General features: G+C 35.0%; 22 protein-coding genes and 2 pseudogenes. 16 read left to right on the top strand and 8 right to left on the bottom strand.

The window, feature by feature from the left end; all coding sequences use genetic code 11:
* Window positions 1-43 precede the first annotated feature (43 nt).
* A complete protein-coding gene (locus QJV49_RS05480; RefSeq protein WP_225512814.1) occupies window positions 44-928 on the top strand; it encodes a YitT family protein in 885 nt (294 codons plus the stop codon).
* Window positions 929-967: 39 nt separating this feature from the next.
* On the opposite strand, the gene QJV49_RS05475 is transcribed toward QJV49_RS05480, so the two are convergent.
* From QJV49_RS05475 to hslO, 4 genes are all read right to left on the bottom strand, one after another.
* Complete coding sequence (locus QJV49_RS05475) at window positions 968-1,198, bottom strand: hypothetical protein (RefSeq protein WP_004254795.1); 231 nt, start codon at window positions 1,196-1,198, stop codon at window positions 968-970.
* Between the two features lie 95 nt (window positions 1,199-1,293).
* Window positions 1,294-2,298 carry a tRNA dihydrouridine synthase DusB gene (gene dusB / locus QJV49_RS05470; RefSeq protein ID WP_225512815.1) on the bottom strand — a complete coding sequence of 335 codons (1,005 nt, stop codon included), beginning with the start codon at window positions 2,296-2,298 and terminating at the stop codon, window positions 1,294-1,296.
* Window positions 2,299-2,412: 114 nt separating this feature from the next.
* Window positions 2,413-2,934 (bottom strand): dihydrofolate reductase family protein, encoded by a 522-nt coding sequence (locus QJV49_RS05465; RefSeq protein WP_225512816.1) that lies wholly within the window; start codon window positions 2,932-2,934, stop codon window positions 2,413-2,415.
* A 54-nt stretch (window positions 2,935-2,988) separates the two neighbouring features.
* On the bottom strand, window positions 2,989-3,855 hold the full coding sequence (hslO, locus tag QJV49_RS05460) for an Hsp33 family molecular chaperone HslO (RefSeq protein WP_225512817.1): 867 nt from the start codon (window positions 3,853-3,855) through the stop codon (window positions 2,989-2,991).
* 242 nt (window positions 3,856-4,097) lie between these two features.
* Between hslO and QJV49_RS05455 the strand changes: the two genes are divergently transcribed.
* The 5 genes and pseudogenes from QJV49_RS05455 (at window position 4,098) to QJV49_RS05435 (ending at window position 7,603) form a co-directional block, all read left to right on the top strand.
* Window positions 4,098-4,427 carry an iron chaperone gene (locus tag QJV49_RS05455; protein ID WP_225512818.1) on the top strand — a complete coding sequence of 110 codons (330 nt, stop codon included), beginning with the start codon at window positions 4,098-4,100 and terminating at the stop codon, window positions 4,425-4,427.
* Between the two features lie 89 nt (window positions 4,428-4,516).
* Complete coding sequence (locus QJV49_RS05450) at window positions 4,517-4,768, top strand: hypothetical protein (RefSeq protein ID WP_225512819.1); 252 nt, start codon at window positions 4,517-4,519, stop codon at window positions 4,766-4,768.
* Window positions 4,769-4,846: 78 nt separating this feature from the next.
* Entirely contained in the window at window positions 4,847-5,383 is a 537-nt protein-coding gene (locus tag QJV49_RS05445) for a pyridoxamine 5'-phosphate oxidase family protein (protein WP_225512820.1), read from the top strand.
* 101 nt (window positions 5,384-5,484) lie between these two features.
* A pseudogene (locus tag QJV49_RS05440) lies at window positions 5,485-6,038 on the top strand (cadmium resistance transporter).
* Window positions 6,039-6,310: 272 nt separating this feature from the next.
* Window positions 6,311-7,603 carry an adenylosuccinate synthase gene (locus tag QJV49_RS05435; protein WP_047206852.1) on the top strand — a complete coding sequence of 431 codons (1,293 nt, stop codon included), beginning with the start codon at window positions 6,311-6,313 and terminating at the stop codon, window positions 7,601-7,603.
* 43 nt (window positions 7,604-7,646) lie between these two features.
* Here QJV49_RS05435 and QJV49_RS05430 read toward each other — a convergent pair whose 3' ends face one another.
* From QJV49_RS05430 to QJV49_RS05415, 4 genes and pseudogenes are all read right to left on the bottom strand, one after another.
* Window positions 7,647-8,309 (bottom strand): lytic polysaccharide monooxygenase, encoded by a 663-nt coding sequence (locus tag QJV49_RS05430; protein WP_029344421.1) that lies wholly within the window; start codon window positions 8,307-8,309, stop codon window positions 7,647-7,649.
* Between the two features lie 19 nt (window positions 8,310-8,328).
* Window positions 8,329-9,807, bottom strand: a pseudogene (locus tag QJV49_RS05425) (glycosyl hydrolase family 18 protein).
* Window positions 9,808-9,974: 167 nt separating this feature from the next.
* Window positions 9,975-10,514: a PadR family transcriptional regulator gene (locus QJV49_RS05420; protein WP_225512822.1), complete on the bottom strand. Its 540-nt coding sequence runs from the start codon at window positions 10,512-10,514 to the stop codon at window positions 9,975-9,977.
* Between the two features lie 234 nt (window positions 10,515-10,748).
* A complete protein-coding gene (locus QJV49_RS05415; protein ID WP_225512823.1) occupies window positions 10,749-11,282 on the bottom strand; it encodes a phenolic acid decarboxylase in 534 nt (177 codons plus the stop codon).
* Between the two features lie 454 nt (window positions 11,283-11,736).
* On the opposite strand from QJV49_RS05415, the gene pheS reads away from it, so the two are divergent.
* From pheS to QJV49_RS05365, 10 genes are all read left to right on the top strand, one after another.
* Window positions 11,737-12,777, top strand: a complete 1,041-nt coding sequence (gene pheS / locus QJV49_RS05410) for a phenylalanine--tRNA ligase subunit alpha (RefSeq protein WP_225512824.1) — start codon at window positions 11,737-11,739, stop codon at window positions 12,775-12,777.
* A 36-nt stretch (window positions 12,778-12,813) separates the two neighbouring features.
* Complete coding sequence (gene pheT, locus QJV49_RS05405) at window positions 12,814-15,207, top strand: phenylalanine--tRNA ligase subunit beta (protein WP_225512825.1); 2,394 nt, start codon at window positions 12,814-12,816, stop codon at window positions 15,205-15,207.
* Window positions 15,208-15,432: 225 nt separating this feature from the next.
* The gene (locus QJV49_RS05400; RefSeq protein WP_225512826.1) at window positions 15,433-16,554 is read left to right on the top strand and encodes a 3D domain-containing protein; all 1,122 of its coding nucleotides are present in this window, start codon (window positions 15,433-15,435) and stop codon (window positions 16,552-16,554) included.
* A 60-nt stretch (window positions 16,555-16,614) separates the two neighbouring features.
* The gene (gene rsgA, locus QJV49_RS05395; RefSeq protein ID WP_225512827.1) at window positions 16,615-17,538 is read left to right on the top strand and encodes a ribosome small subunit-dependent GTPase A; all 924 of its coding nucleotides are present in this window, start codon (window positions 16,615-16,617) and stop codon (window positions 17,536-17,538) included.
* Window positions 17,510-17,770, top strand: coding sequence for a hypothetical protein (locus tag QJV49_RS05390; protein WP_225512828.1), 261 nt, complete (start codon window positions 17,510-17,512; stop codon window positions 17,768-17,770). The genes rsgA and QJV49_RS05390 overlap by 29 nt, the downstream gene beginning before the upstream one ends.
* Window positions 17,767-18,024: a hypothetical protein gene (locus QJV49_RS05385; protein ID WP_225512829.1), complete on the top strand. Its 258-nt coding sequence runs from the start codon at window positions 17,767-17,769 to the stop codon at window positions 18,022-18,024. The genes QJV49_RS05390 and QJV49_RS05385 overlap by 4 nt, the downstream gene beginning before the upstream one ends.
* Window positions 18,025-18,082: 58 nt before the next feature.
* Window positions 18,083-18,733, top strand: coding sequence for a ribulose-phosphate 3-epimerase (gene rpe / locus QJV49_RS05380; RefSeq protein WP_225512830.1), 651 nt, complete (start codon window positions 18,083-18,085; stop codon window positions 18,731-18,733).
* A 91-nt stretch (window positions 18,734-18,824) separates the two neighbouring features.
* Entirely contained in the window at window positions 18,825-20,129 is a 1,305-nt protein-coding gene (gene rmuC / locus QJV49_RS05375; RefSeq protein WP_225512831.1) for a DNA recombination protein RmuC, read from the top strand.
* A 247-nt stretch (window positions 20,130-20,376) separates the two neighbouring features.
* Window positions 20,377-21,321, top strand: coding sequence for a 3'-5' exoribonuclease YhaM family protein (locus tag QJV49_RS05370; RefSeq protein WP_225512832.1), 945 nt, complete (start codon window positions 20,377-20,379; stop codon window positions 21,319-21,321).
* A gap of 90 nt (window positions 21,322-21,411) precedes the next feature.
* The gene (locus QJV49_RS05365; RefSeq protein ID WP_225512833.1) at window positions 21,412-22,281 is read left to right on the top strand and encodes an aldose 1-epimerase family protein; all 870 of its coding nucleotides are present in this window, start codon (window positions 21,412-21,414) and stop codon (window positions 22,279-22,281) included.
* Window positions 22,282-22,326 lie beyond the last annotated feature (45 nt).

The following is a 22,326-nucleotide window of genomic DNA, read 5'->3' as shown; positions in this document are numbered from 1 at the left end:
TGCCCTTGGCAAGGATATTTCATCGAAATTTTTGAGGAATATTATGAAAAAATTATCTAAGGTGCATTTTTTGCAACTTCTTGCTGTTACAATTGGTACAGCAATCTATGCCTTTGGTTTTGTTGAGTTCAACATGGGGAACCACTTGGCTGAAGGTGGAGTTGCTGGGCTTTCATTGATTGGTTATGCTTTATTGAATATTGACCCTTCATACACTCAGCTTATCTTAAATATTCCACTTTTAATTCTTGGATATCGCTTCCTTGGACGCCGAACTTTTGTTTATACAATTTGGGGAATTGTGAGTCTTTCAATCTGGATGTGGATTTTCCAACGGATTCCAGTCTCAATTAATGTAGGACATGATTATTTAATCGCTGCTTTACTGGCTGGTGTATTTGCTGGAACAGGAATTGGTTTAGTTTTCCGTTTTGGTGGAACGACTGGTGGTGCCGATATTATTGCCAAACTTTTGCAGGTTAAGGCTGGGATTGCTGTTGGGCGAACTTTCTTTATTTTTGATGCTTGTGTGATGTTACTTTCACTAAGCTATATTGATTTACGCCATATGATGTATACTTTGATTGCAAGTTTTGTGGCAGCACAAGTAATTAATGTGGTTCAATCTGGTGGTTATACGGTCCGAGGGATGCTTATTATCACGAACAATCATGTGGAAATTGCTAAAGCAATTATTGAAGAAATCGGTCGTAGCGCGACTTATCTACATGGAGAAGGAGCTTATTCAGGGAATTCTAAAGAAATTCTATATGTTGTTTTAAACCCTGGAGAAATTCAAGAAGTAAAACAAATTTTGTCTATTCTTGACCCGAATGCTTTCACATCAATTATAAATGTTCATGAAGTCATTGGTGATTTCACTTATCCACGCAGTCGTTATAAAGTGGCTAAAAAAGGAAAAAAATAGCTCAAGAGAGCTATTTTTTATTTTTGTCAGTGAAATTAATTATCTTGAAAGACGTGCACCTTCAATTTCACCGGTAGATTTGACTCCTTCAACAGAAAAACTATCTGCATTGATTCCAGTTTTGATATTTTCCAACTGCTTAATTGTCTTATCTAACTGAATCAAGTTTTGAACATTGTATTCAAAAGTATAATTACTAATTTCTCGTTTTGCTTTCTTCAGGTGAATAATGGCTTTTTCAATTTCTTCAGTAGCTTTTGTTGTACGCATATAGAAAACCCTTTCTATTTTCGGAATTGTGTGAATATTTATTTCTATATTTATTATAACTAAAAAACCTGGAAATTTCCAGATTTCATATCGGTTTATTTGATTCCATTCACAAAATTATCGAGAATAGTGATAATCTCTGCTTGTGATTCTGCTTGATTGACAGCAACTTTTACTTTTGCTGCACGAGAAGCTCCTTTTAGGTAATATGCTGCATGCTGACGAAATTCTCGGCTAGCAAGATTATCACCCTTTAATTCGACGAGACGTGCCAAGTGAAGTTTTGCAATTTCCATTTTTTCAGCAACTGTTGGTTCAGGCAATAGTTTACCTGTTCGTAGATAATGCTCGGTACGATGAAGAATCCAAGGGTTTCCAAGAGCTGCTCGTCCCATCATGACCGCAGTAACGCCTGTTTCATCAATCATGCGTTTCGCGTCTTCAGGAGTCTTGACATCACCATTTCCGATGACCGGAATATTGACATTTTCGGTCAATTTTTTGAGCCAGTGCCAATTTTCTTGAGCATTTCCTGTATAAGCCTGTGCTTTAGTCCGTGCATGCATAGAAACAGCTGCTCCGCCTCCTGCTTCAATTGCTTTAGCATTCTCAACCGCAAAAAGGTGGTCGTCATCCCAACCAATTCGGATTTTCACTGTTAGTGGTCTTGAAATAGCTTTAGAAACAGCAGAGACTACATCATAAACTTTATCAGGATCAAGCAAAAGACGAGAACCCGCTTCGTTCTTAGTTACTTTAGGTACTGGGCAACCCATATTGATATCAATAATATCAGCAACAGTATTTGCTTCAACAAATTTGGCTGCTTCAACCAGAGTGTCTACTTCACCACCAAAAATTTGCATTGAGAGTGGATGAGGTACCCCTTCAAAATCCATCATTTCCAAAGTCTTTTTGTTGCGATGTTCAATTCCTTTATCAGAAATCATTTCAGTTACAACAAGTCCAGCTCCAAATTCTTTAGCAGTAGTCAGAAAAGCTTTATTCGTAATTCCGGCCATTGGTGCTAACACAATTTTATTTTTTATTTCGATATCGCCAATTTTCCACGATTCGTTGTAAATTTTGTCCATAGTCATAAAGAATATTATAGCAATTTTTTGAGATTTCACAAGGTTTTAAGGCTTAAAAAGTTACTGACAGTTCTGTCAGTAACTTTTACTGACAAAAAATACTGACAAAATCGTCAGTATTTATTTTTTTACTAAATAATGTAATTCTACAAATTGTCCGTAGGTTCTCGTGTCAATCAGTTGAAGTTTCTCCTTATAATTTCCTGACGGAAAAAGTGGGATTCCGTCTCCTAGTAAAACTGGAGCAATGGTAACTTGTAATTCATCAACCCAATAATTTTCAAGAAAAAGTTTGATGACCTCTCCGCCGCCAACAACCCAGATGGTTTTGTTAGTATTCGCAAAATTTACTGACAGCTCTGTCAGTTTTTCTTTGTCAATAAAAATGATATTGTCGCTAGCAGAAATGTCTTGATGAGTTAAAATATAAGAAGTTTTGTCAGAATAAGGCCACTGACCGGCTTGCTCTTTTTCTAACCAATCATAAGTTTTTTTCCCCATAATGATTGTATCAATACCACTATAAAAAGCACCATAGCCGTTATCACCCTCACCCTCAACATCAAAAAGCCATTGGAGACTTTCTTCTTTGGTGGCAATATAGCCGTCTAATGTAGAAGCAATAAAAAGTTTTACAGTCATTTTTCTCAATTCTATTTACTGACAGAATTCCTGTCAGTAAAATAATTAATTATTTTACTTAAGTAGTGCTTTTAATTCATCTTCAGAATACTCATATTTGTTTTCACAAAACTGACAAATAATTTCAGCCCCATGATCCTCGGCAATCATTTCCTCAATTGGTTCTCTTCCTAAAGATTTAATGCCTTCAAGGAAACGTTCCTTACTACAATCACATTTGAATTCCAAAGGAAATTCGCCAAGATTTTTGTATTCCATATCGCCATAAATATTGTCTAACATCGTTTTTAATGGTTCTTCACTGGTCAGCATTGTTGCAATTGAAGGCATACTTTTGATATTATGTTCAATTTCGGTAATTTCTTCGTCAGTAGCATCGGGCAAAGCTTGTAACATAAATCCACCAGCAATTTTGACCGTATCTGAGTCTTCATTAAGTAAAACATTCACACCAACAGAAGAAGGAGTTTGTTCTGAACTTAAAAAATACCAAGCTAAGTCTTCACCAATTTCACCAGTAATTAAATCAACTTGACCACTATAAGGTTGCTTAAGTCCCATGTCTTTGACCACAACTAAAAAGCCATTACCAACAAAAGGAGCGACTAATACTTCACCAGTTGAAGCTTTTTTATAGTCGAGTTCACGATTCTTGACATAACCTTTGACATGGCCGCGGCTGTCAGCAACTGCGATAATTGGGCCCATTGCTCCATCACCCAGAACTTTAACTGTAATTTTAGTATCACCTTTTTCATTAGCTCCTAAAATTTGTCCAGCAATCAATGTACGACCTAAGGCAACCGTCGAAGTGGGCCATGTTTGATGGCGTTGCTGAGCTTCTTTCACAGTTAGGGTTGAATCCAAAGCAAAAGCTCTGAAATGCCCATTTTTTGAGATTGATTTGATAATTTTATCCATGAGTCTATTGTACCACAAGACCCCAACTGACCTCAATAGAGCACAAAAATTGTCGATCAATAAATGATACAAAAGCAAGAAAAAATATCAGATTTTCTTTTATTTTGATGTGTGAGAAAGTTTAAAAGTATTTGTTAAGAATAAAGGATTTTGATAAACTAATAGCAGTAAATAAATTTTTTGAAATATATTATTACTAAAAAATAACTAAATACTGATAATGAAGATGAGAGAGGCCTGCTGTGGAATTTGAAGATTATTTTAAAAATGATGAGTTAATGAACATTGTCAGAGAAACTGTAAAATTGGTCTTTCCTGAAGCACAAGAACGTATTTCCTACGGAATGCCTGCATGGTTTAAGGATAAGAATGTCCTTATTTATGCAAGTCCTCAAAAAAAGCACTTAGGAATTTATCCCAAACCAAACTTCATTGAAAATAATAGTGCGTCTCTTAAAGAACAATACGAATGCAGTAAAGGGACCATAAAAGTCCCTTATGATGTTGAAACCAATGAACTCAAACGCTTAGTTAGTGAGATTGTAAAATGGAACTTGGGCCATAAAATTTAACTGGTGTTTTGATAATAAACTATAAAAATTATTTGTATTTGTAAATTTATGTATCCTGAAACCAATTATTAAAAGAAAGAATGTGAATTATGCGAACTGTACCACTTGGACCAATATTAATATTTATTGCTTTTTTTATATTAATTTATATAGGACTAGTCATAGCAATTATTTTAACTGCTTTTATCAATGCAGTTCGTAAAGATGAAAATATAGATGAATCATTTTTAGACAGATTTGAACGTCTTAATAAAGAATATTTTTATACGATATTTAAGAAAGGTTACAAGCCTAAAAAAGAAGCTTTGCCCGAATGGATTCGCTGGATAAGTAAGCCCTAAGAGTGGCATTTTAAATAACAATATGCAAAAATTTAATATAAATTAATTGTACTAATACAGAAGTAAAGGATAATAACAATGGATATGAGAAGAGCTAAAAGGCTTGTCACAGATATTGAGCTAATTAAAAAACTGGTTGAAGAAGTACAAGTAGTTCGTATAGCCATGAATGGAGAAATTTACCCCTATGTAGTACCAGTAAATTTCGGCTATTCTTGGGATAATAATGATCAACTAACTCTATATATTCATGGAGCAAAAGAAGGAAAGAAAGTATCAATGCTAGAAAAAAATCCTTTAGTTGCTGTCGAAATGGATAGTCATCATAAGCTAATTGAAGGAAATAAAAATGCTTCAACTTATTCTTATGCCTATCAAAGTTTGATTGGTTTTGGAAAAGCAGAAATGATAGAAAATTTGGACGAAAAGAGGGGGGCATTGGAGCTTTTAATGGAGCATGCAGCAAAAGGAAAAGAATACGACCCCATGCCAGAAAAAATGTTAGAGCGAGTTGGAGTGATAAAAATTGAATTGGACTCATATACTGTGAAACAAAATATCCATCCCAATGAAAAAAATAAGAGATTAATGATAGAAAGAACTCTATTAATATAGCTAAGTACTCCTTTTTATTAAACTAAAATCCTTTGCTTATAGCATTTTGTTTAGTAAAATAATGAAAAAGCTCATCCTCAATAGCTTTGAGAGGTTAGAAAATGGTTAATGTGTTTTCAGTTATAATAAATTCAACGGTTATCTACTGGGCAACGGCCCTAGATTTACTTATATTACTAGCAATATTATATGTTCGTTTTGATAAAAAAAGTCATTTACCTATTACTCTGGGACAAATAATTGGTTCTTTTGCACTTGTAGTGGTCAGTTTATTTTTTGCGGTCATCCTAAAACTTGTTCCAGAAGAGTGGATTTTGGGCTTATTGGGGCTGATTCCTTTAGGACTAGGAATAAAATATTTATTCTTTGGGGATGATGATGACGATGAAGAATTAGATGAATTACTACAAAAAAGAAAAAATAAAAGCTTGCTTGGAACTGTTATTATCATTTCTTTTGCGAGTTGTGGAGCGGATAACATTGCTTTGTTTACTCCATTTTTATGACACTGTCAACAAATAATTTGCTATTATCTATAATAGTTTTTGCCTTAAATATATTAATTTTAGGGCTTCTTGCTTTTGTTTATATAATACTTGGAATAATGGTTTTACTAGAAAGTGGAACAGTCTCAAAAATTCTCAGTTTTTTGTAAAACTTAATTTGAAGATTAAAAAAGTTCCGTATTTCCGAACGATAATTTAGATTCAATCAAAAGCATCAGGATTTTTTAAGTAAATCTTGATGTTTTTTGATAAAATAAAAAATAGTGCGATAGGAGCTTTCAAGAAATGATTTATCTTTTACTTTTGATAAATTAGTTCAAAAGTTGAAGAAGTTTTTTAGAAATGCCAGCCAAGCGAACTTGGAGCGTGCAAAATATTTTAAGAAAAGTGGATAGTCAAAACTATCCAAAAGGAGAATATTATGCCATCAGTAGTAGTTGTCGGAACGCAATGGGGGGACGAAGGAAAAGGTAAAATTACAGATTTCCTAAGCTCAAATGCAGAAGTTATTGCCCGTTATCAAGGGGGAGACAATGCAGGTCATACCATCGTCATCGACGGCAAAAAGTTCAAACTTCACCTCATTCCATCAGGAATTTTCTTCCCTGAAAAGATTTCCGTTATTGGGAATGGTGTCGTTGTTAACCCAAAATCACTGATTGAAGAAATCGCTTATCTCGCTGAAAATGGAGTTTCTGCAGATAGTTTACGTATTTCAGACCGTGCACATGTCATCTTGCCTTACCATAAAAAATTAGACTTCCTTCAAGAAGAAGCCAAAGGCGATAAGAAAATTGGGACAACCATTAAAGGGATTGGCCCAGCCTATATGGATAAAGCAGCTCGTGTCGGTATTCGTGTTGCAGACTTACTTGACAAAGAAATCTTCGAGGAACGTTTACGTACAAACCTTGAAGCCAAAAACCGTGAATTTGTAAAAATGTATGATTCAGAACCAATCGAATTTGAAGAAATTTTTGAAGAATACTATGAATACGGTCAACAACTTAAAAAATATGTGACAGATACTTCAGTTATCTTGAATGATGCCCTTGATGCAGGAAAACGTGTCCTTTTTGAAGGTGCACAAGGGGTAATGCTTGATATTGACCAAGGAACATACCCATTTGTAACTTCATCAAACCCAGTAGCTGGTGGGGTAACGATTGGCTCTGGTGTGGGTCCATCAAAAATTTCAAAAGTTGTTGGTGTTTGTAAAGCCTATACTTCACGTGTGGGTGATGGTCCATTCCCGACAGAACTTTTTGATGAAGTTGGACATCAAATTCGTGAAGTAGGACATGAATATGGAACAACAACAGGACGTCCACGTCGTGTTGGTTGGTTTGACTCAGTCGTAATGCGTCATGCAAAACGTGTTTCTGGCTTGACTAATCTTAGTTTGAATTCAATTGACGTTCTCTCAGGACTTGAAACAGTAAAAATTTGTGTTGCTTACGAACGTAGTAATGGTGAACAAATTACTCATTATCCAGCATCACTTAAAGAATTAGCAGATTGCAAACCAATCTATGAAGAATTGCCAGGATGGTCTGAAGATATTACTTCATGCCGGACTTTAGAAGAGTTACCAGAAGCTGCTCGTAACTATGTTCGTCGTGTTGGTGAACTAGTTGGCGTACGTATCTCGACTTTCTCAGTAGGTCCTGGTCGTGAACAAACTAATGTTTTAGAATCAGTTTGGGGCGTATAAAGTCCAAATAAAAAAGCCAGAGCATGCTCTGACTTTTTTTTGTTTACAAGAAGGGTCCAAAGACTTGTGAACTAGAATTTTTATTGTTGACGTTGACATCAATTACGTTATAAAAGGCATTCGAAGTATCAGCTACATCCCAGACAGCCAAAACAATGTGATAACCAGATCGATCAGTTGGAATGTTAATCGTATGTGAGAGATTATTTGTTGCAGGAGAACCATCGTGATTGATTGTCCCTATAAGTTCTAATTCTGAACGTTTTAAAGGTGCATTTTGGTCCCAACCTGTTTTTGTCATATAGTAGTGCCACTTCGTTGTTTTATGAGGTGCAGTGTATTTCCAAGTGAAGATGTTAGAACCTGTACTAATAGAGGTTTTTTTCCAGCGAGAACTAGTTTGATTATCTAGAACAAAGTCCCCTATTTGCCCTAAGCCTCCATTTGCAGAAGCAATCCGACCATCAGCGGGACCAGATTCTGGGAAGCCTTTAGGTGCTTCTAAAGATTGTGGGTTACTAATAACATTTCCATAAATATTAAAAGCGGCGGTCCAACCTAAACTTTGAGAATCCAATTGTCCTTGATAGCCTCTGGCTGGTGGTGATTGAACATAACCATGAGCTGATACAGTATCTGTTTTAATTAAAAGGGAGACACTGAGTAGACCTGCAGCAACTAATAAACCAGTAAGTAGTTTTTTCATAAATTTATTCCTCTCCTATTTATAGCTTTTTCCATGGGCCAAATTCTCCTGATTGGTCAGGTTGTTGGCCAGTATTCCACCATTTTGCTTCATAATTTACTCCATTAAAAGTAACACGATCACCTTGAACATAAATTTTATCCTTTTGCCAAGTATTATTTTCCGTTGATGTATCCAGTGTCATAAATGTAGCTCTTGCCGTATCAGAACGATTACCTGAAGGGTCAACTGCTACAACTTCAACATTGTATTCAGTTTTTTTGGATAATCCAGTCACCTCTTGTAAGCCGGAAATACTTTTAAAAGATTGAGTACCAATCTTAATTTCATAGTGATCAATGCGGACATTGTCTGTAGATTTTCCTTGAATTGTGGCAGTAGAAGCAGTCACATTACTAATCGAAATTGTGGGCAAGGTTGGTTTTTCAGTATCTTCAATCGGTTGATTGTTAAAGAGCATTGGGGCGTATGTATTTACAAAAGTATTATTATATTTTTCACCATTTGAATTGGTTCCAGCATCCCAATTTACTGACCAAGTCATTAAACCTTTTATTTCGTGACCAGAAGCTTTTAAGCGATTCAATGCATTTTTTACGGCATTGGGATCCTTCACATAACCTGTTGCAGCAGCGTCATTATTTGATGGTAGACCAATAACGAATTTACTGGCTGGGATTTTAATAAACCCATCTGTTCCTGTTACGAGACGTTGAGTTAAGCCATAGAGGAAATCTTCTTTTTTTTCGTCATTTGATTGAGAAATCCACATGTTTAAATCACTATCCCAGAAACCATCTCCTCCTTGATTGTAGTATTGAGGATTGATGAAATCATAGTACGAATCTAAATTGTTGATATATGGTGCATATTTTCCTGAACTTGTTAAGTAAGGAAATTCTGGAGCCATCGTAATCATAAAGTTTTTACCATCTTTTCAATAATGGTCTTTAACTTTTTTTAAAGCAGATGGGATAACAGTTTGATTATCTGCTGCTTCAATTGCAGCCTGTTCTAAATCAATATCTAATCCATCAAAGCCGTAAGTATCTACAAGACGAATGATTTCATTAACAAAATCATTTTCTTGACTTTTCTTTAATTCCATATGAGCGTCAGCTCCTCCTAAAGCGATTAAGACGCTCTTACCCTCGGCATTTAATTTTGAAATTTCGGCTCTGAATTCAGTATCAGTTTTGTTATAAGGTTTGAAGGTGGGAAGTGTTTGTCCTTCAGGTGTTTTCATAAAAGAAACATTAATTACATTGTACCCTTCTTGTGTACTTGAAAGATTGAAGTCAGCAGAACTTCCTCCTTTATAACCATCTTTTCCTGTTGATTTCCAATTGTGCCAATAACCTACAAGCACTTTATCTTTTGGATTGACAATTTCACTAGCTGCATCTGCTAAGACTTGTTGCCCTCCTAACACAACAATTCCTATAGACGCTGTTACCAAAAAAGTCTTAATTTCTCTACGTTTTTTCACTGAAATCATAAATATCTCCTAAACAATAGTGATTTTAAAGATTCCGGAATCTTGTTCTGTAAGCGCTAACTTTATTTTAACAATTTTTTCCCTTAACCAAAAATAAAAAGGTTTATAAAATAATTATTTTTGAAGGATAAAAAAACACTAATATTCATAAAATATTAGTGTTTTTCTTATTTTAAATCTTTAAGTAAAGAATCTAACCATTCTTTTTTAAAAGTTTCTCTTTGAATAGCAAAATCTAGAACCAGATAATGTCCACTTTTTTTATTCTTTTCATCTTCACCAAAAAGGTCTTTTTGACGTTTAATCAGATATTCCAATTTTTTCTGGTGGATAATACTTTCTTCTTCAATTAGTTTTAGGAGATTTTCCTCATTTTTGTCATCAAGAAAATAAAGGCGGAGCATGAATTCATCTTTTTGAATTGGATAGCGGTCAACAGGGTGTTTTAACCACTCGTTAAATAGTTTGATTCCTTTTGGAGTAATTTGATAGGTCTTTTTCTCTAACTTTTCACCTACGATGTGTACATCAAAAGTAACGGCTTGATCGTTTAACAATACTCTAAGTGAAGGGTAAATTTGCCCTGTGTTGGCTTGCCAAAATTCACCGACTTCACTTTCAAACTTTTTCTTAAGGTCGTAACCACTTAATGGTTCGGTCTTCAAAAGTCCAAGTATAATATAAGATAATTTATCTCTATGGCTCATATTTTTTCTCCTTTATTTCCATGATACACAAAAAATAGTAAATTGTAAATTTTTGATGTAGAATTTAAACTTCATTTTTAAATAACTATCTATTCTATTATATATAACGAAATTTAAGGAAATCTAAATTGATAATTATTTAATGTCGATAAGCTAGTATTCTATTGATTTCTCAAATAAAGAAGAGACAAATAATATTATTTGTCTCTTCTTTATTTTTTTTTGACTTGAAAATTAGTTCTTAATCATTTTATAATTTTGGTCAAAGTATTTTCCGTTACGAATATCATTTGTCATTTCTTTGTAAGGAGCTTGTGCGACGACTTCGTCATTATCTTTGCCTGCTTCAGCAGCATAAGTGATTTTTGCAAATTCTGGGACTAAATATTTAGGATAAGTTTCATATTTTTCGCGAGATTCATGCATTAAGTCAATAAAATCATTTTGGAAGCAGACAGTGATTTCTGGATGTTCCTCTACCCATTTTGGGAAGAAAATCATGCCATGTAATTTTCCTTCATTTGGAAGAAAATCTAAGGCAACATCAGTACCAGTAGGTTCTGTCCATGTAATTTTATAAATTCCTTCGGTTAACATCACTAATGAAACTTCTTGGTCTTTGACCCAGCGGCCAGCGACCATCCCGCCATGGATACGGTAATCAATGGTATGATCGTTTTTGACGTAAAGTTCATATTCCCAACCATTATCATAGGTATAGATAAAGTGTGTTCCGACAAAATCTTCTAAGCTTTTAAATGTTTTCATTAAATTCCTTCTTTCTAAACATATTTTATAAACATGTTTTAAATATATATTTATTATAAAATACGATTCATATTTTGTCAAGATAAAAAATTACACTTTCTTAAAGTTGACAAATCTTATGAAAGTGATAAAATTAAGCATAGAAGTAAGAAGAGTAGATTGTCTATGAAATTTGAGGGAATTGTGGTCACCGACTGAAAGCCATAATATGGAATTGCAATTGAAGTTCACCTTACTAAAGAAAGCTATTTTTAATCTATCATTTATAGTGATAGCCTAAAAAGTAGACTTTTGTGTGAATTAAATAATTAAATTAAGTGATAAAATAGGATGGTACCGCGGCTTTCGCTCCTTTGGAGATGAGAGTTGTGGTATTTTTTTGTTTTCTACTAAATCTGACTCAAATCTCTTTTTAATAACAAATATATATTTTTCATAAGTTGAAAGGATAAAAATGAACTTACAAGAAAAAATTGAAGACCTTCGCAAGCGGACTTTGTCTGATTTATGCTCTGTTGCTGATGAAAAAACACTGAATAATTTAAGAACTGTGATGCTTGGTAAAAAGGGTGAATTGACTGAAATTCTGAAAGGGATGAAAGACCTAACTAATGAAGAACGTCCAATTATTGGCGCGCTTGCCAATGCTTTTCGTGACGAATTTGGGGCAAAATTTGAAGCTAAAAAAGTGGAAATTGAACAAGCAGTAATGAATGCCGCTTTAGAATCAGAAACTTTGGATGTGACTTTGCCAGGCAAAGCTCAGAAAAAAGGAAGTCGCCATATCTTAACTCAAACGCAAGAAGAAATTGAAGAAATTTTCCTTGGAATGGGTTATGAAATTGTTGATGGTTATGAAGTGGAAACGGACCATTATAATTTTGAGCGAATGAATCTTCCAAAAGATCATCCAGCTCGTGATATGCAAGATACTTTCTATATCACTAATGAAGTTTTACTTCGTACGCATACTTCACCAATGCAAGCTCGGACAATGGATGCTCATGATTTCTCTAAAGGAGGTTTACGCATGATTGCTCCTGGTCGTGTTTACCGTCGTGATACAGATGATGCCACTCACAGCCACCAATTCCATCAAATTGAAGGGTTGGTTGTAGATAAAAATATCACAATGGCAGACCTTAAAGGAACGCTTGACCTTGTCATGAAAAAAATGTTTGGTCAAGACCGTGAATTACGCTGGCGTCCAAGTTATTTCCCATTTACTGAACCTTCTGTTGAGGTTGATATTTCTTGTTTCAAATGTGGCGGAAAAGGATGTAACGTCTGCAAACATACCGGCTGGATTGAAATTCTTGGTGCAGGTATGGTCCATCCCAATGTGCTTGAAATGTCTGGTTTAGATTCTTCAGTTTATTCTGGTTTTGCTTTCGGGCTTGGTCAAGAACGTATTGCGATGCTCCGTTATGGAATCAATGATATTCGTGGATTCTATCAAGGAGATGTACGATTCTTAGAGCAATTTGGAAAATAAAAAAGTCAAAAAACTGTGAATAGAAAGTGAAATAAAATGCAAGTATCATATAAATGGTTAAAAGAGTTGGTGCCTAACCTTAGAGCGACATCGGCTGAATTAGAACAAAAGATGTCAACATCTGGGATTGAGGTTGAAGGTGTGACAAGTCCAATGGAAGGTTTGTCAAAACTTGTTGTTGGGGAAATTTTATCAAGTGAAGATATTCCTGAGACACACTTACATATCACGCAAGTTAATGTTGGAACTGAAGAATCATTGCAAATTGTTTGTGGTGCGCCAAATGTTCGTGTGGGTATGAAAGTAATTGTAGCACTTGTGGGTGCTCGGATTGCTGATAATTATAAAATCAAAAAAGGTAAAATTCGAGGAGTTGAATCTCTCGGGATGCTTTGTGCTCTTGATGAAATTGGGATTGATGAAAAAATTAATCCAATGAAGCATGAGGATGGTATTTTTGAGATGCCAGCGGATGCTAAAGTTGGTGATAGTATTTTCTCTTATCTTGATATGGATGATGAAATCATTGAATTATCAATTACACCAAACCGTGCGGATGCTTTGTCAATGCATGGTGCAGCTTGGGAAGTTGGTGCTATTTATGGTTTGCCTGTTCAATTAGAAAAGAAAGATTTAGTAGAAGCTTCTGAATCAGCAGCAAGTAAAATTGCAGTAAAAGTTGAAACAGATAAGGTTCCAACATATAAAATTCGTTTGATTGAAGGGGTTAAGATTGCTAAATCACCACAATGGTTGCAAAACCGTTTGATGAATGCTGGTGTGAAACCAATCAACAATGTCGTGGATGTGACGAATTATGTTTTGATGGCTTTTGGTCAACCTTTGCATAGTTTTGATTTTGGTAAATTTGGTTCTGATGAAATTTTAGTTCGTCAAGCTAAAGCTGGTGAAAAAATGACAACCTTAGACCATGTTGAACGTGAATTAGATGATTCTGATATTGTGGTTACCGCAAATGGACTTCCTGTTGCACTTGGTGGTGTTATGGGTGGCGCTGATAGTGAAATTACTGACGAAACAACAAGTGTTGCCCTTGAAGCGGCTTTATTTGATGGGACTTCAATTCGTAAAACTTCTCAAAAATTTGCTTTGCGTTCTGAAGCATCAAGTCGTTTTGAAAAAGGAATTAATGAAGGAACGGTTCGTGAGGCACTTGATTTTGCAGCAGCAATGATAGTTGAATTGGCTGGCGGAAAAGTACTTTCAGGCGTTGTTGAATCAAATGATTATCAACCTCTTTTGCCAAAAGTATCAATTACTTTGAGTCGTGTTAATAGTGCTTTGGGAACAGATTTATCTCTTGAGACTGTGGAGAAAATATTTGTTCAACTTGGCTTTGGAGTTGAAGTTGACGGTGAAAAATTTACTTGTGAAATTCCATCACGTCGTTGGGATATTCATATTGAAGCTGATTTAGTTGAAGAAGTAGCTCGTATTTATGGCTATGATAATTTGCCAAGTACCTTGCCTGCCTCACAAAATGTGGGTGAGTTGACTCAAATGCAAAAATTTCGTCGTACAGTGCGAACAGGTCTTGAAAGTTCAGGGCTTAATGAAGTTATTGGTTATTCGCTTGTAACTCCAGAAAAAGCAACTGAATTTGTGGGTCAGCTTGAAACAACAACGCTTATGATGCCAATGACCGAAGATCGTCAAACACTTCGTGCAAACATGATTCCAGGACTTTTGGATATTGTAAATTACAATCAGAATCGTAAAAATACTGATGTGGCAATTTATGAAATCGGCAATATTTTCTTACCAAATCCAGATGATATTCGTCCGATAGAAGTACCAAACCTTGCTTTTGCTATTTCTGGAAATGTTGTGGATAAATCATATAATGGGCAAGCTGTTCCTGTTGATTTCTACTATGCTAAGGGAATTGTGGAAAACCTTCTCGAAGCATACAAAGAAGTAGAATTTATTCCAAGCAATAATCAAGCAGCGATGCACCCAGGACGGACTGCTGTCATTAAAATTAATGGTCGTATGGCTGGTTTTGTAGGACAAATTCATCCGGCGACAGCTAAAAAATACGATATTGCAGAAACTTATGTTGCTGGTCTTGATATGCAAGTGATGCTTGAAGAATTACCAGCTCAAACTATCTTTACTGACATTCCGAAAGTTCAAGCTGTTCACCGTGATATCGCACTTTTGATTGATGCTGAAGTTACACATGCACAAATTGTTTCTGTCATTAAATCAAGTCGTGTCAAAACACTTAGCCAAGTTGAGTTATTTGATATTTATCAAGGCAAAAACTTACCGGCTGGTAAGAAATCAATGGCTTACAGTCTCACTTTCCAACCTGTTGAAAATACAATGACAGATGATGAAATTACGGCTGCGGTCAATAAAATTACAAAAAATCTTGTGGAAAAATTGGATATAGAAATCCGTTAATTTAAAAAGTACTGACAAAAAAACTGTCAGTAAAAATCTCTATTGGTATTTTACTGATAGAGATTTTTTTGTAAATAAATAATAAAGAAGCGAATGAAAATTTGCTTTCAATAAGTTAAGTGACTCTTGTGGAAGTGTCATTTTGTATTTGTTTTAAAATTATGTTAATCTTAGTAAAGATATTGCAATTAAAATCTTGAAGGGATATGTTAGAATAGACAAAGTATGAAGAATTTAATTCCTAAAAAAATAAAACAAGTTGGAATACTTGTGGGAGCTTTACTGATGATTTTGTCAGTACTACCATCTAATCTCTTAGGAGTAACAAAGGTAAATGCTGAGAGCTCTCAAACGGAAGTCAACCAAGAACTTAAAAACTTCCAAACAGAACTCGATAGCAAATTAGCGCAAGCGAATAAGATTTATAGTCAAGCGCAAGAAGCTCAACAAAAAGTTAATCAAACTAAGAGCAAAATCACAGAATTTGAAAGTAAAATTTCTGAAACTGAAAATGATATTGTTCAACTCAAGGCTTCTGTCGCAAAACAAATGCGAGCAGTACAATCAAATGGTGGGGCTACGTTCTCATATATTGATGTCGTTGCGTCATCAAAAAATCTCTCAGAGATGATTACACGTTTGACCAATCTGAACCTTGTTTTGACAGCCGAGGCTGACCAAGCTAAATCTTTGATAGAAAAAGAAGCTTCACTTAAAACAATGAAAGTTAAATTGGAAGAAACGCAAGAATCTCTTGTGAAAAACCAAAATGACTATCAAGGACAAGTAGATAGCTTACAAAGTAGTATTTCATCGCTTAAGGATAAAATTAGTTCTAATAAACAACTTTTGAGTGAAATGCAAGAAAAAGCAGCAGCAGAACAGAAAGCTCGTGATGAAGCATTGGCTAAATCGGTAGCTGAGGTTAAAGCAAAAGCGGAGCAAGAGAAGGCTAAGGCTTCATCAAGTTCGTCAAGCACTCAAAGCTCAAGCTCATCAAATTCTCAAAGTTCACAGGCTTCAAGCGATAAAGGAACGAATGTTGCTAACAATGGCTCATCTACGACAACTTCTGGTGGTCGTACTTTAAATGTAGAAGCAACTGCTTATGCTTTAAATGGGATTACAGCAACGGGAATTGATTTAAGTAAAAATCCAATTTGTATTGCGGTTGACCCAAGTGTTATCCCTTTGAATTCACTTGTTGAAGTTCCAGGATATGGAATTGCAATTGCTGGTGATACTGGGGGAGCAATTATTGGGAATATCATTGATGTCCATTTTCCAACTAATGACCAAGCAATTGCTTGGGGACGGAAGAATATTCAAATCACTGTTTTGAGTTAATAAACTTTAAAAAAATAATGAAAGGCTTACAGTTAAGCCTTTTTTTGGTATAATGAGAACATGATAAAAAATGGACGTATTGTCAAATCTTTGGCAGGCTTTTATGACGTAGAATCAGAAGGTGAAGTTTATCAGACGCGTGCGCGTGGTAATTTCAGAAAAAAAGGGATGAAACCTGTTGTGGGAGATTTTGTTGAATTTTCTACTGAGGAAAATTCAGAAGGTTATATTTTAAAAATTGGTGAGCGAAAAAATTCTTTAGTTCGACCATCTATTGCTAATATTGATCAAGCTGTGATTATTATGTCAACAGTGAGCCCAAATTTTAGTTTGAATTTATTAGACCGCTTTTTGGTTTTTTTAGAGCATAAAAATATTCACCCGATGATTTACATTTCTAAGTTGGATTTACTGACAGAGGTTCAGGAAGGCTCAGATAAGAATAAAAAAACTTTTAATCAGCTGACAGATTATGAACAGATAAAAAGTGATTATGAACAAATTGGTTATGATGTTTTTTTTGATGCTGAGCATTTGGTCAGTAATTTAGCGGGCAAAGTAACTGTCTTTATGGGACAAACTGGTGCTGGTAAGACTACTTTGCTAAATAAAATCGCACCAGAAATGCAACTGGCAACGGGAGAAACTTCAGAAAAACTGGGGCGTGGGCGTCATACGACACGTCATGTTGAATTTTTTGAATTGGCTGGTGGCTTAATTGCTGACACACCAGGATTTTCTAGTCTAGACTATGAAGTGACGAATCAGCCGGATTTAAATGCTGCTTTTCCTGAAATTTTAAGAATCAGTCATGATTGCAAGTTTCGTGAATGTACACATACGCATGAACCTAGCTGTGCAGTTAAACTGGCACTAGAAAATCATGAAATTTTAGAGAGCCGCTATGATAATTATTTACAGATTTTAGATGAAATTAATCACACGAGGGAAACTTATGAGAAAAAACGAAAAAAACAGGGCTAAAGATAATATTTGGTTGAAACAAGCTGGTTTTTTTACTCTTGTTTTAGCATGGGTTTTAGCGATTTATTTTAAAAATGATTTGTCAAAAACAATGATGATTATTGTATTTATCCTCTTGGTTATTGCAACTTTCTTTGTTATTTTTTGGTTAAACCGTGTCTTTTTTGGATTAACTAATCAGCCCAAAGAGGATAAAAAAGATTTAGAGAGTTCACAGGACAAAGAAAAATGAAAAAAAGATTGAAAACAGAAGCTTTTTTAGCGGTTATTTTTGCGCTTATTTGCCAAATTTTAGAAATGTTTGTCTTCAAAAGTGGAAGTCTGGCCTTTGTGATGAATTTCTTGACCGTTCTTGCTTTAGGCTTAGCAATTATGCTTGGGGTTCGTGCGGCAACCGTTGTAGAGCACAAACGTGAGGGCGAATCTTGGAAAACAATTATTAAAGAAGAACTTCATGATGAATCATCAGAAAATAGTGGTGAATAAGTGTTTTTAGTTTCAAAAGATAAATTACTAATTCGAGTTATTTAGAGAGAGGATAGAAATGAAAAATAAAATTGCTCCATCAATTTTGTCAGCAGACTTTGGAAATTTTGCAAGAGATGTGAAACGTTTAGAATCAGCTGGAGCTGATCTTGTACACATTGACGTAATGGACGGACATTTTGTAGATAATTTGACCTTTGGAGCTGGTGTTGTTTCGGCACTTCGCGCGCAAACTCATTTATTTTTCGATGTTCACATGATGGTTGAAAATCCTGAAAAATATGTGGAGGATTTTGCAAAGGCAGGAGCTGATAGCATGAGTATTCATGTTGAAGCAACTCATCATATTCATGGAGCGCTTCAAAAAATTAAGAATGCTGGCATGAAAGCTTCGGTAGTTATTAATCCTGGGACTCCTGTAGAGGCGATTAAAACTGTTTTACCACTTGTGGATATGGTCTTAGTAATGACAGTCAATCCTGGTTTTGGGGGTCAAAAATTTATTCCTGAAATGATGGATAAAGTGCGGGAGCTCGCTCAAATTCGAACTGACAAAAAGCTTAATTTTGAAATCGAAGTCGATGGTGGAATTGATGATCAAACAATTAAAGTCGCTAAAGCTGCCGGAGCCAATGTTTTTGTTGCAGGGTCATTTATTTTTAATGGTGAAGTTGAGAAAAATATCGAAAAACTTCGTGTAAATTTATAAAATTCTCAAAATGTTACTGACAGCTTTTCTGTCAGTAACATTTGGGAATTGGTTTAAAGTTTTTAGAAATGTAGGAAAATAAAAAATCAAGATGGAAGTCATAATTATTATATTACTTATACTTTTGATTTTACTGTCCCTTGCCAATTTTTTCAAAAAGACTGACAAAGGAAATACGAGTCATCAGTTAAATTATCTTAATCAAAATTTATCGGAAATGCGCTCAGACATTAATCAGCAACTTGCGCAAAATAGACAGGAACTTTCTAGTAGTTTACGTTCGGTCAATAATGATTTTTCGGCGCTGACAGAAAATATCAATAGTAAGTTTGATTGGCAGTTTAAAGATTTACAAAACTCAAATGAGCAAAAATTAGAAAAAATTTCTGTAAGTTTGATAGAATCTACTGATAGGACGGTTAGTAAACTGTCAGAGCTGACAGAGTCAATTACTGCCAAATTTGACCATAAATTTAAAGAATTACAAGATTCAAATGATAAAAGATTGAGTCAGATTCAAGAAACGGTCGATGAAAAGTTGCAAGAAACATTGAATCGCAGAATTTCGCAATCCTTTGAACAGGTTACTTTACATTTGAAAAATGTGGAAGAGGGCTTGGGCGAAATGAGAAATCTTGCCAGCGATGTGGACAGCTTACAAAAGGTAATGACAGGTGTTAAAACACGTGGGATTGTTGGTGAAATTCAGTTAGGTCGAATTTTAGAGCAAATGTTTACAAGTAGTCAGTACCGCGAACAAGTTAATATTCAAGGGGGCAATGCAGTTGATTATGCTTTGATTTTACCTGGAAAATCCGATGATTCAGAGCTTTTATTGCCAATTGACTCAAAATTCCCAATGGAAGATTACCAACGCTTGCAAATGGCTTTAGAATCTAATGACAGTCTGGAAATTGATAAGACAAGAAAAGCATTGTTTAATGCCGTCAAAGCTCAAGCCAAATCAATCAGTGAAAAATATATTGTTCCACCAAAAACAACAGATTTTGCCATCATGTTTTTACCAACTGAAGGGCTTTTTATGGAAGTGGTCAATAATCCTGAACTTTATGAACAAATCAGTCGCGACTATAAAGTCAATGTGACAGGGCCAACGACAATGACAGCCGTCTTGAACAGTTTGCAAATGGGCTTTAAAACTTTGCAAATCGAACAAAAATCAGCTGAAGTTTATGAGCTACTAGGTGCTGTCAAAACAGAATTTGGTAAGTTTGAAGGTTCACTGAAAAAAGTTCAAGAACGTCTGCAACAATCTGAAAAAGAGATTAGCAATCTAATCACCACAAGAACAAATGTGATGAATCGTAAATTACGGAATATCAACGAAATTGATAATAGTAAAAGTAGTGAACTTCTAGGAATAGATAATGAATAAACTACTCTTTCTATTTTAAGTTCGATAACTAAAGAAGTCGCTCTTAAAAAGTGATAAGAAATTAATATATAAAAGTGGGACGTAAGAAAGAAAAACATTTATTTCTTTGGTGAAATGAAGCGCCCCTGCAAATTTATTTAACTGAGTTTGGACTCGTAGAAGCGCGTGAAATAGAAGCTGGATTGTATTCAGAACCAAAATTTTCATCACTTCTTAATGTTCGTTCTCACATCTTAAAGGAGAAAACATGGTGCTCATTAAAAACTTAGAAATTGGCGAATATTTTGAAGGATTTTATCTGATTAAATCAGTTGAATTGCGTCAAACTCGTGCAGGAAAAGACTTTTTGGCTTTAAGTTTTCAAGACCGGACAGGAACAATCAACGGAAATATTTGGGATGCAAATCCTAAGGCGGTTGAACAATTTAGAGCAGGACGTGTCGTACATATGAAGGCCCTCAAAGAACTTTATAATGGAATGCCTCAAGTCAATAAAATACAATTACGTTTGGCAACAGATAGTGAACCCAATCAACCTCATGATTACCGAGAAAGTTCTCCTGTTCAAGAAAAAGATTTACGTGAATATGTTCAGTCAATCGTTTTTCGTATTGAAAATGCGACCTTAAATCGAATTGTACGTACGATTTTGAAAAAATTTGATAAAGAATTTTATGAATTTCCTGCCGCAAAAACTAATCACCATGCTTTTGAAGGAGGTCTTGCTTTCCATACAACCACCATGCTTCATTTAGCGGAAAAAGTTTGCGAAGTTTACCCACAACTCAACGAAAATTTGATGTTTGCCGGTGTTTTACTGCATGATATGGCAAAATGTTTAGAGTTTACAGGTGCGGAAAATACTTCTTATACTTTGCGTGGAAATTTACTGGGGCACATTGTTTTGATTGATGAAGAAGTAAGTAAAGCCGCCATTGAACTTGGATTTGATGATGACAATGAAGATTTATTAATGCTTCGTCATTGTTTGTTGAGCCATCATGGGGAGTTGGAATATGGTAGCCCTGTCCGTCCGCAAATTATGGAAGCAGAAATGATTCATCAAATTGATGTTATGGATGCCAATATGATGATGATGACTACGGCGACTCAAACGCTTGACCCAGGCCAATTTAGCCAACGCGTTTGGGCTTTGTCTAATCGTAATTTTTATAAACCAAGAAAAGATTAAACCGTGCTTGCACGGTTTTTTTTCTGACAGAAATTTTTGTCAGTAAAAATGGTAAAATAGAGGAAGTTAAAAAAATATAAGGAGTTTTTTATGAATTACACTTTGAAAAATGACCACTTAAATGTTGTTGTGGATACTTTTGGAGCAGAAATGCATTCTATTCAACATGATAATATTGAATATTTGTGGCAAGCAGATGCAAAATTTTGGGGACGTCATGCTCCTGTTCTTTTTCCAATCGTAGGAAAATTGAAAAATGGGGAATATCGTTATAATGACAAAACTTATAAAATGGGTGGACACGGTTTTGCACGTGATAATGACTTTGAATTAATTAAGAAATCAGCTGATGAACTTGTTTTTGAACTTCGTGACAACGAAGATAGCTTGAATCACTACCCCTTTCATTTTGTTTTCCGTGTTTCTTATAAGCTAGTAGACAATAAAATTAGAGTTCGTTATGAAGTGAAAAATGAAGACGAAAAATTTATGTCTTTTGGCGTCGGGGCTCACCCAGCTTTCAATGTTCCTTTAAAAAATGGAACTTTTGAAGATTACCAATTGACAATTTCACCAGATGAAAAACGGACATTTATTCCACTTGATCCACCGTCAGGAACTTTGAAATTAGATGAAAGAGTTGAAAGTCAAGTCAGTCAACTCCCATTAACAAGAGCACTTTTTGATAAAGATGCTTTGGTTTATACTTCATCAAAGGAGATGAAAGTTTCATTGACCAATAAATTGGATGACCACGGAGTCAGCCTAACATGGAAAAATATGCCCTATTTTGGTTTATGGTCACCTTATCCAAATGAAGCACCCTTTGTTTGTATCGAACCTTGGTGTGGAATTGCTGATGATGAAAATACTGATGGAGATATTACCAACAAATTTGGAATTAATCAATTGGCACCAGAAGGAAAATTTTCTTGTGAATATAGCATTGAAATTAAATAATCAAACAAGACTCTCGTATTTTTACGGGAGTTTTTGCTTAAAAAA

This window comes from Lactococcus sp. NH2-7C, assembly GCF_029953655.1.
GTDB classification, from domain to species: domain Bacteria; phylum Bacillota; class Bacilli; order Lactobacillales; family Streptococcaceae; genus Lactococcus; species Lactococcus lactis.
The sequence above is the reverse complement of the archived record's forward strand: the minus strand, read 5'-3'. Positions and strand labels throughout refer to the sequence as shown.

Coding starts and splice junctions, on each gene's coding strand:
- QJV49_RS05480 (WP_225512814.1), top strand. CDS start 44: ATGAAAAAATTATCTAAGGTGCATTTTTTGCAACTTCTTGCTGTTACA.
- QJV49_RS05475 (WP_004254795.1), bottom strand. CDS start 1,198: ATGCGTACAACAAAAGCTACTGAAGAAATTGAAAAAGCCATTATTCAC.
- dusB (WP_225512815.1), bottom strand. CDS start 2,298: ATGACTATGGACAAAATTTACAACGAATCGTGGAAAATTGGCGATATC.
- QJV49_RS05465 (WP_225512816.1), bottom strand. CDS start 2,934: ATGACTGTAAAACTTTTTATTGCTTCTACATTAGACGGCTATATTGCC.
- hslO (WP_225512817.1), bottom strand. CDS start 3,855: ATGGATAAAATTATCAAATCAATCTCAAAAAATGGGCATTTCAGAGCT.
- QJV49_RS05450 (WP_225512819.1), top strand. CDS start 4,517: ATGCGAACTGTACCACTTGGACCAATATTAATATTTATTGCTTTTTTT.
- QJV49_RS05445 (WP_225512820.1), top strand. CDS start 4,847: ATGGATATGAGAAGAGCTAAAAGGCTTGTCACAGATATTGAGCTAATT.
- QJV49_RS05435 (WP_047206852.1), top strand. CDS start 6,311: ATGCCATCAGTAGTAGTTGTCGGAACGCAATGGGGGGACGAAGGAAAA.
- QJV49_RS05430 (WP_029344421.1), bottom strand. CDS start 8,309: ATGAAAAAACTACTTACTGGTTTATTAGTTGCTGCAGGTCTACTCAGT.
- QJV49_RS05420 (WP_225512822.1), bottom strand. CDS start 10,514: ATGAGCCATAGAGATAAATTATCTTATATTATACTTGGACTTTTGAAG.
- QJV49_RS05415 (WP_225512823.1), bottom strand. CDS start 11,282: ATGAAAACATTTAAAAGCTTAGAAGATTTTGTCGGAACACACTTTATC.
- pheS (WP_225512824.1), top strand. CDS start 11,737: ATGAACTTACAAGAAAAAATTGAAGACCTTCGCAAGCGGACTTTGTCT.
- pheT (WP_225512825.1), top strand. CDS start 12,814: ATGCAAGTATCATATAAATGGTTAAAAGAGTTGGTGCCTAACCTTAGA.
- QJV49_RS05400 (WP_225512826.1), top strand. CDS start 15,433: ATGAAGAATTTAATTCCTAAAAAAATAAAACAAGTTGGAATACTTGTG.
- rsgA (WP_225512827.1), top strand. CDS start 16,615: ATGATAAAAAATGGACGTATTGTCAAATCTTTGGCAGGCTTTTATGAC.
- QJV49_RS05390 (WP_225512828.1), top strand. CDS start 17,510: ATGAGAAAAAACGAAAAAAACAGGGCTAAAGATAATATTTGGTTGAAA.
- QJV49_RS05385 (WP_225512829.1), top strand. CDS start 17,767: ATGAAAAAAAGATTGAAAACAGAAGCTTTTTTAGCGGTTATTTTTGCG.
- rpe (WP_225512830.1), top strand. CDS start 18,083: ATGAAAAATAAAATTGCTCCATCAATTTTGTCAGCAGACTTTGGAAAT.
- rmuC (WP_225512831.1), top strand. CDS start 18,825: ATGGAAGTCATAATTATTATATTACTTATACTTTTGATTTTACTGTCC.
- QJV49_RS05370 (WP_225512832.1), top strand. CDS start 20,377: ATGGTGCTCATTAAAAACTTAGAAATTGGCGAATATTTTGAAGGATTT.
- QJV49_RS05365 (WP_225512833.1), top strand. CDS start 21,412: ATGAATTACACTTTGAAAAATGACCACTTAAATGTTGTTGTGGATACT.